Genomic DNA, 7812 nt, shown 5'->3' with positions numbered 1-7812 from the left:
CCTGGGCGAGGCGGTTCGTGCTGACGTGAAGGCCAGGCTTGGGGTCGAGTTGGAATGGGAAATCAAGCGGATCGGCCGGGCGGCGGCCTGATCCTGGTCAAGCACGGTCAGCCGCAAATCGTGGCCGGCCAACCCCCTTCATCCTGGGCGCTGTCGGCTAAGGGGCGCTTGGCGGCCATGGCTCTGGCCGAAAGGCTGAGCGCCTTCGCGCCAGTCGCGCTCTGGACCAGCCCGGAACTGAAGGCGCGTGAAACGGCGTTCGCCATGGGGCAGGTGTTCGACCTAGTCCCGGCTATCGACGCTGGCTTGGCCGAGCATCGCGCGGATAACAGTCCTTTCACCACGCAGGAAGAGTTCGAGGTCTGCGTCGAGCGCATGTTCAACCGACCGGTGGAACTGATGATGGGCGAGGAGACGGGCCTTGCCGCGCGGCTCCGCTTCGATGCGGCCATGGCGCGTATCGATAGCGGCGAGGAGGGAACAAAGGTGATCGTGGCGCACGGTCGGGTCATCACCCTATGGCTGAGCCATCGGCTGGGCTTCGACCCTATGCCGTTCTGGCGCAGGCTTGCGCTGGCCTCCGCCGCGGTCCTCAGCGAGGACGGCCGGAGCTTTGAGATCGTCACTGCATAAAAAAACGCCGCCGGTCCGGAGACCGACGGCGCGACTGGAGAGGGGGGCTGGCCTAGGCCGCCAGCGTATTCCGACGGCGTGACGTGCGGACCATCGTCCCAACGGCGCCAAAGCCGATGATCATCATCGCCCAGGTGGCCGGTTCAGGCACCGCCGAGCTGACCATGCTGACCGAGGCCATGATGTCGGCCTTGTTGTTGAACTCTTTCGTCACCTTGCACTTCTTGTGCTTGTCCCACTTGGTCGGGCAGGGCTCTTGGACAACGGCGCTTTCCTTGGTGAGGAAGTCGCTGGTCAGGGTGTTGCCAACCAGGAAGCCGGCGATGTCGAGCGTGTAGGTGTCTAGGCCGTAGGTGAAGCTGTTGTTGTAGGAGATGGTGTTCACCATCACCTTGTCGGAGCAGCCGTACAGATTGGCGGAGTCGCCGGACTTGCCGCCGAACTGGCAGGCGCCCTTGTAGCCACCCTCGTTCGGGGTCTCCACATGGACGAAGTTGTAGACGAAGTTCTGCAGGCCGATGTCGTTGCCATCGATCGTGACGACGGCGCTGACGGTCAACTTGACGCTCTGTAGAGTGGCGCCGGTCACCGGCCAGTTGTTGTGCTGGAAGCTACCCAGTTTGAACGGGCCGCCTGTGTCGCCATCACTAAGGTCGGCTTGGAACGGCGCGTTCGCGGCCGTGAACACGTAGCTGCTCTGGCGATTGCCGCCGTCCTGCGTGCCTTGGCCCCATTTGACCGTCGATACTGGATTTCCGTTGGCGATCGTTCCAGTGGGGCTGGCGATGCTCCAGGCCCCTTGGACGTTGCTGATCACGACTGTGCCGGCGGAAGCCGATGAAGCTAGAGCGGCGGTGGCGAGCGCGACGCCCGCAGCGAGCGCCTTGAACTTGAGTTGCATTTCCGAGCCTCCCTCGCATCCCCGAGCGGATGCGAAACTTAAGTGTGGGATAACGGCGGAATGTAAAATGAGCAAGCAGTAAAAGTTGCTTTGTGGTTAATTTTGGACGTGAATACTAATATCGAACTGATCGAGTGCATTGCTGGTGGAAGTATTCACCCCACACGCGAAATTTCGGCGCGTTGGGGTCGCGTTCGGGGGACTAGCCGTTTAGGGCGCGCCCGGCGGACACTAGACGAACGCTGGATGTGGCTCTCGCCAGACACATTTCATGCTCATCAAGCAGGTGCGCCTCCACAAAGCCGACACTTTTGCCCAATTGTACGACCCGGCCCTCGCCGATGATCGGGCCGACCCTGGCGGGCGCCAGATATTGCACATTCATCTCGATGGTCGCCGAGTAGAGCGCGCCTTCGGTGTGGGTGAAGATCGCTGGCCCCATGGTGTCGTCGAGCATGGCGGCCAGGAACCCGCCCTGGATGAAGCCGGCTGGATTGCAGAACTCCGGGCGACCTTCGAAACCGATCCTGATCCAGCCGTCGGACGGGCGGGCGTCGAGCAAGCGCCAACCGAGGAGTTGGGCGCAGGGCGGAGCGGGGAGGTGGTCGAGTGCCGTGGCTATGGTCATCTTGGTCTCCTGACGAGCGTCAGGATGGACTGCCCCTGCGGCCAACGTGCTGTCAGCAGGGAGCGGCCTTGACAGGACTCTATGCGTGGCGCACCCGCCGAGCATGCGTATTGCTTTGCTTGCGGCCGCTGCGGCCAGTTTCACTTTCGCCTATCCCGTCCAGGCCGCCGACTTGGCCGCCACAGCCGCGGCGCTTCGCGACAAGGCGCTGACGGACACCACGGCCTGGGACGTCACTGAGTCCCTCACCACCGAGGTGGGGGCCAGGCCGCAAGGCTCGCCTGGCATGGACCGGGCCCGCGACTGGGGCGTGGCGAAGCTGAAGAGTCTGGGCTTCGAGAACGTCCATGTCGAAACCTTCGAGACGGGATCGTGGCTGCGCGGCGCCGAGAGCGCCGAGGTCGTGTCTCCCTATCCGCAGAAGCTGCAGATCCTGGGCCTTGGCCGCTCCACCCCGACGTCGGCTGGCGGGCTGGAGGCCGAGATCGTTCTCTTCAAAACGCTGGACGAGATGCTGGCCCTTCCCCCCGGCTCGCTGAAGGGCAAGATCGCCGTCGTGACCCAGCGCACCCGGCGCACACAGGATATCAAGGGCTACGCCGCCGGCGTGCGCGCCCGTTCGTCCGGCGGCCCGGAGGCGGCCAAACGCGGCGCGGTGGCCTATCTGGTCCGCTCCGTGTCCACCGACGACACCCGTCTGCCGCACACCGGCGGCGGCGGCGCCTCGGGCATCCCGATGGCGGCGCTGTCCACACCCGACGCCGATTTGCTGGAGCGGATGGTCGCGCGCGGCAAGCCGGTTCGGGTCAAGCTCGCCATGGCCTCGACCCAGCGTGACAAGGCCCCGGCCTACAATGTCGTCGGCGAGATCAGGGGGCGCGAACGGCCTGAAGAGGTGATCGTCATCGGCGGGCATCTGGATTCGTGGGACGCCGGCACCGGGGCGGTGGACGACGCGGCGGGCATCGCCATCACCACGGCGGCGGCCAAACTGATCGCCGACCTGCCGCAGCGCCCTCGCCGAACCATTCGCGTGGTGATGTGGGGCGCCGAGGAGCAGGGCGGTTCAGGCCAGGCCTATGCCGACGCTCACGCGAGCGAAGTCGCCAACATCATCGTGGCCGGAGAGAGCGACCTGGGCGCGGGCGAGATCTTCAACGCCAAGCTTCCGCAGGGCAGCCTGGATCACCCGGCCATGAAGGCTTTCGTCGCGGCGGTCGCGCCGCTGGGCGCGATCATCTCGTCTCAGCCGGCGCAGGATGGCGGCGCCGATGTCGCCGGGCTAAAGCGCCTGGGGGTTCCGGTGACGGAGTTCCAGCAGGACGCCAGCCGCTACTTCGACCTGCACCATTCGGCCGACGACACGCTGGACAAGGTCGATCCCAGGGAATTGGCCCAGAACGTCGCGGTCTGGGCGGTCTTCGCCTACACCGTGGCCGACAGCGATATCGACTTCCGCAAAACCGCGACGGCGGGCAAATGAGTCTTCCACTTTCTGGGCGTCACGTCGTCCTGCTTTGGGGCGGCCTTTCCGCCGAGCGCGAGGTCAGCCTGTCTTCGGGCAAGGAGTGCGGCGCGGCGCTGGAACGCCTCGGCGCCAAGGTCACCTATGTGGACGCCGGCCGCGACCTGGCCCAGGTGCTGAGCGCCCTGAGGCCCGACGTCTGCTTCAACGCCCTGCATGGCGAGTGGGGGGAGGACGGCTGCGTCCAGGGCATCCTGGAGACGCTGCAGATCCCCTACACCCACTCCGGCGTCCTGGCCTCGGCCCTGGCGATGGACAAGGCCAAGGCCAAGGCGGTGATCGCCGCCGCGGGGGTGAGCGTGCCGGGCGGCGGGCTGTTCAATCGGCATCTGGTCGCCGCCGACCACGTGATGGCGCCGCCCTATGTGGTGAAGCCCAACGCCGAGGGATCGTCGGTCGGGGTTTTCATTGTCCAAGCCGGCGCGAACCGTCCGCCGCAGGAGTTGATCGCGCCCGCCTGGACCTTTGGCGAAGAGGTGATGGTCGAGCCCTATGTCCGCGGCAAGGAGCTGGCGGTCGCGGTGATGGACGGCAAGGCGGTAACCGTCACCGAGATTTTACCGCCCACAGAGTTTTACGACTACGAGGCCAAGTACGCCGAGGGCGGTTCGGTGCATGTGCTGCCGGCCGAAATTCCCTTGCCGGTCATGGAAAAGGCGATGGCCATGGCCGAGCGGGCGCATGCGGCGCTTGGTTGCCGAGGTGTTACCCGATCTGACCTTCGTTATGACGACATTAACGACATTCTGGTCCTTCTGGAGGTGAACACCCAGCCCGGCATGACGCCCACCTCGCTCGTCCCCGAGCAGGCGGCGTTGAAGGGCGTGGCGTTCGACCGTCTAGTGCTTTGGATCACGGAGGATGCGTATGCCCGCGGCAGTGCGGGGGGAGTCGCGAGCGACAGCGAAGCCCCGGGCGAAAGCGCCCGCTAGCTCCAAATCTAAGCCCCGGGCGGGTAAGCCGGGGGCCTCGTACACACCTGGAAAATTGGGCGCGGCCCAAGGCGTCGGTCTGTCGCCTCGGAACGCGTTGCTGGCGGCCGGCGGCGTGGTCGCCGTGGCCCTGGTTCTGACGATGGCGACGGGCCATCGCGCCGAGAAGCTCAGCGCCTCGGTGAGCGCCGGCGTCGGCGCCCAACTGGCGAGCATGGGTTTCAAGTTGAAGGCCGTGCACGTGCAGGGCGCGTCGGAAATGGCGACGCCCGATATCCTGCGCGCGGCGGGGATCTATCAGGATCAGCCGCTGCTGGGCCTGGATCTGGAACAGATCCGCCTCAACGTCGAAGCCGTGGGCTGGGTCAAGGAGGCGCGCGTCGTGCGCCTGCTGCCCGACACCCTGGTGCTGGCCGTGGTCGAGCGCCGTCAACTGGCGGTCTGGCAGAGTGGTGGCCGCAGCCATGTCATCGACGAAACCGGCCGCGTGATCCCCGAGGCCAATCCGGCTCGGTTCCCTACCTTGCCGCTGATCGTGGGGGCCGGCGCCAATGAGGCCGCCGCCGCGATCTTGCCGGAAGTCGCCGCGCGGCCGCGCCTGGCCGAGCGCGTTGAAGCCCTGGTGCGGGTCGACGGGCGTCGATGGGACTTGCGGATGAAGGACGGCTCGCTGGTGCAACTGCCGGCGGTCGACGAGGGCGCGGCCCTGATTCAGCTTGAGCAGCTCGACCAGCGCTCGCGGATCTTGGAGCTGGGATTTGAGCGGATCGACCTGCGCGATCCGACTGTTGTTGCTGTTCGCCCGCGTGACGGGGTCCTTCCGGGCCAACTCGTCGCCAACGGCGCCTAGCTAGAAGAAGGGACTGAGGACTTGTCGAGCCGCGTTGAGGACCGCAAGGAAAACCGCGAAGGCCTAAAGGCCGCGCTGGGCCGCCAGCCCGTGGTCGCGGCCGTGGATCTGGGCGCCTCCAAGGTCACCTGTTTCATCATGAAGCCGGATGGCGTGCGGCGGGGCGACCGGACCCTGACCGCGGCCGGCGTCGGCTACGTTCAGTCGCGCGGTGTGCGCGGGGGGGCGATCATCAATCTGGACGAGGCGTCCGACGCGATCGCCCAGGCGGTTGAGCGGGCTGAGAACGTGGCGGGCGTGCAGGTGCAGAGCGTCACCGTCGCTACCGCCGGCGGCCAGCTCGCCAGCCATCGCATTTCCGGCCGCGTCTCGATCGGCGCGCGTCCGATCTCGGACGGCGACCTAGTGCGGGCGATCCAGCAAGCCTTGGCCCAGATCAAGCTTCCCGGCCGTCGCGCCGCCCACATCCTGCCGGTCGCCTGGTCGGTCGACGGCCAGGCCGCGATCCGCGATCCGCGCGCCATGTTCGGCCGTTCGCTGGGCGTTGAGCTACTCGTGGTTTCGGTGAGCGAGGCGGTGTTCCAGACGTTGGGCGCCTGCGTCGAGCGCGCTCACCTACAATTCGAAGGCGTGGTCGCCGCGCCCTTCACCTCGGCGCTGGCCGCCCTGGAAGAAGACGAGATGGATCTCGGCGCGGTCTGCATCGACAGGGGCGGCGGCTCGACCTCCGCGGCCGTATTCAGCGGTGGCAGCCTGGTCCATGTCGAGACGTTGGCGGTCGGCGGCGGTCACGTGACCGCCGACATCGCACGCGGCCTGTCGACCTCGATCGCCGGCGCCGAGCGGATCAAGACCCTGCACGGCTCGGCCATCGCCTCGGCCAATGAAGACCGCGAGATGATCGAAGCACCGCCGCGCGGCGACGATCCGGGCGCTGGCCCGGTCATCGCGCCCCGCTCGCTGCTCAAGGGCATCATCGCCCCACGCGTCGAAGAGACCCTGGAGCTGCTGCGTGACCGCCTGAAGGCGTCCGGCGCGCCCCTGGAGGCAGGCGCGGGTATCGTCCTGACCGGCGGAGCCAGCCAATTGGCCGGCGTGCGCGAGGTCGCGGTGCGGGTGTTCGACCGCCAGGTTCGTCTTGGCCGTCCGCGCCGGGTGCCGCATCTGGCCGACGCCGCCTCCGGTCCGGCGTTCTGCGCAGCGGCGGGCGTTCTGCAACGCGCCGCCTTCGGTCCCCGCGAGGCGGTTTCGGCCAAGGCGCTCGCCTCGGTCAAATTGCGCCGAGAGCCGCTGGACCCTCGCGCCAATCCCGTGGCGAAAGCCGCCGCCTGGCTGCGCGAAAATCTCTGAGACTTTCACGCTCTAAGTGTATGACCACGCCCAGGCTGAGGTCTGGGCGAATCACTTTGGGGCGAAACCCCCGTTCGGTGAGCGCCCTACGCCAAATCGGCGTGGGCTGAGGTCAGGGGAGGCGGTTGGCGAGGTCGTTCAAGCGGCCAAGCCTTACGCAGCAAGAAATTTTGTTGTGGATGCCGGCCGTTCCGGGTCGACGGGCGTCCGACTCGCCTTATGCAGTTAACTGCCAATTAACGATGGTGGGCGCTTTCTTAACGTCTGCCGTCGCGGGAGCCAGGCGGGCGGGTCGCCGACGGTTCCCTTGACCACGGTACGGAGGACATAGGGTCCCAATGGCTATTGCACTTTCCGCGCCGCGCGCGACCGAACTGAAGCCGCGCATCGTCGTCTTTGGCGTCGGAGGCGCCGGCGGCAACGCCGTTAACAATATGATCGAGGCTGGGCTGGAAGGCGTCGAATTCGTCGTCGCCAACACCGACGCTCAGCAGCTCGCATTCGCCAAGACCGACCGCCGCATCCAACTCGGCGTGCAGGTGACGCAAGGCCTCGGCGCCGGCGCACATCCTGAAGTCGGCATGAGCGCGGCCGAGGAGTCGCTTCCGGAAATCGGCGAGCACCTCGACGGCGCCCACATGATCTTCATCACCGCCGGCATGGGCGGCGGCACCGGCACCGGTGCGGCGCCGATCATCGCCAAGTGCGCGCGTGAACGCGGCATCCTGACGGTGGGCGTGGTCACCAAGCCCTTCCACTTCGAAGGCCGTCACCGCATGCGTCTGGCCGACGCCGGCATCGGTGAGCTGCAACGCTATGTCGACACCCTGATCGTCATCCCGAACCAGAACTTGTTCCGGGTCGCCAACGAGCGCACGACCTTCGCCGAAGCCTTCGGCATGGCCGACCAGGTCCTGCACTCGGGCGTCCGCTCCATCACCGACCTGATGGTGCTGCCGGGCCTGATCAACCTCGACTTCGCCGACGTCCGCA

The 7812-nt window shown here is 66.7% G+C and carries 9 protein-coding genes; 7 read left to right on the top strand and 2 right to left on the bottom strand.

The genetic code is table 11. The annotated features are described in order from the left end of the window. A partial coding sequence (locus Q7T84_RS00165) for a hypothetical protein (protein WP_304805541.1) occupies positions 1 to 91 on the top strand: 91 nt, incomplete at its 5' end. Continuing rightward, positions 55 to 633, top strand: coding sequence for a histidine phosphatase family protein (locus Q7T84_RS00160; RefSeq protein WP_304805540.1), 579 nt, complete (start codon positions 55 to 57; stop codon positions 631 to 633). The genes Q7T84_RS00165 and Q7T84_RS00160, both read left to right, overlap by 37 nt. Before the next feature lie 52 nt (positions 634 to 685). On the opposite strand, the gene Q7T84_RS00155 is transcribed toward Q7T84_RS00160, so the two are convergent. Together Q7T84_RS00155 and Q7T84_RS00150 are read right to left on the bottom strand one after the other, a co-directional pair. After that, complete coding sequence (locus tag Q7T84_RS00155; protein ID WP_304805539.1) at positions 686 to 1534, bottom strand: THxN family PEP-CTERM protein; 849 nt, start codon at positions 1532 to 1534, stop codon at positions 686 to 688. Positions 1535 to 1736: 202 nt separating this feature from the next. Continuing rightward, complete coding sequence (locus Q7T84_RS00150) at positions 1737 to 2162, bottom strand: PaaI family thioesterase (protein ID WP_304805538.1); 426 nt, start codon at positions 2160 to 2162, stop codon at positions 1737 to 1739. A gap of 103 nt (positions 2163 to 2265) precedes the next feature. Between Q7T84_RS00150 and Q7T84_RS00145 the strand changes: the two genes are divergently transcribed. From Q7T84_RS00145 to ftsZ, 5 genes are all read left to right on the top strand, one after another. After that, a complete protein-coding gene (locus Q7T84_RS00145) occupies positions 2266 to 3645 on the top strand; it encodes a M20/M25/M40 family metallo-hydrolase (RefSeq protein ID WP_304805537.1) in 1380 nt (459 codons plus the stop codon). Beyond that, the gene (locus tag Q7T84_RS00140; RefSeq protein ID WP_304805536.1) at positions 3642 to 4619 is read left to right on the top strand and encodes a D-alanine--D-alanine ligase; all 978 of its coding nucleotides are present in this window, start codon (positions 3642 to 3644) and stop codon (positions 4617 to 4619) included. Before Q7T84_RS00145 ends, Q7T84_RS00140 begins: the two co-directional genes overlap by 4 nt. Then, on the top strand, positions 4555 to 5469 hold the full coding sequence (locus Q7T84_RS00135; protein ID WP_304805535.1) for a cell division protein FtsQ/DivIB: 915 nt from the start codon (positions 4555 to 4557) through the stop codon (positions 5467 to 5469). Before Q7T84_RS00140 ends, Q7T84_RS00135 begins: the two co-directional genes overlap by 65 nt. Before the next feature lie 21 nt (positions 5470 to 5490). Then, the gene (ftsA, locus tag Q7T84_RS00130) at positions 5491 to 6819 is read left to right on the top strand and encodes a cell division protein FtsA (protein ID WP_304805534.1); all 1329 of its coding nucleotides are present in this window, start codon (positions 5491 to 5493) and stop codon (positions 6817 to 6819) included. A 338-nt stretch (positions 6820 to 7157) separates the two neighbouring features. Next, positions 7158 to 7812: cell division protein FtsZ (ftsZ, locus tag Q7T84_RS00125; RefSeq protein WP_304805533.1), on the top strand; the 655-nt coding region annotated here is incomplete at its 3' end.

It is taken from the genome of Phenylobacterium sp. (assembly GCF_030654915.1).
GTDB lineage: Bacteria > Pseudomonadota > Alphaproteobacteria > Caulobacterales > Caulobacteraceae > Phenylobacterium.
Note: the sequence above shows the minus strand (reverse complement) of the source record. Positions and strands in the feature narration are given on the sequence as shown.

What these genes read in the sequence shown, in the direction of transcription:
- Q7T84_RS00160 (WP_304805540.1), top strand. Translation starts at nt 55, where the DNA reads ATGGGAAATCAAGCGGATCGGCCGGGCGGCGGCCTGATCCTGGTCAAG.
- Q7T84_RS00155 (WP_304805539.1), bottom strand. Translation starts at nt 1,534, where the DNA reads ATGCAACTCAAGTTCAAGGCGCTCGCTGCGGGCGTCGCGCTCGCCACC.
- Q7T84_RS00150 (WP_304805538.1), bottom strand. Translation starts at nt 2,162, where the DNA reads ATGACCATAGCCACGGCACTCGACCACCTCCCCGCTCCGCCCTGCGCC.
- Q7T84_RS00145 (WP_304805537.1), top strand. Translation starts at nt 2,266, where the DNA reads ATGCGTATTGCTTTGCTTGCGGCCGCTGCGGCCAGTTTCACTTTCGCC.
- Q7T84_RS00140 (WP_304805536.1), top strand. Translation starts at nt 3,642, where the DNA reads ATGAGTCTTCCACTTTCTGGGCGTCACGTCGTCCTGCTTTGGGGCGGC.
- Q7T84_RS00135 (WP_304805535.1), top strand. Translation starts at nt 4,555, where the DNA reads ATGCCCGCGGCAGTGCGGGGGGAGTCGCGAGCGACAGCGAAGCCCCGG.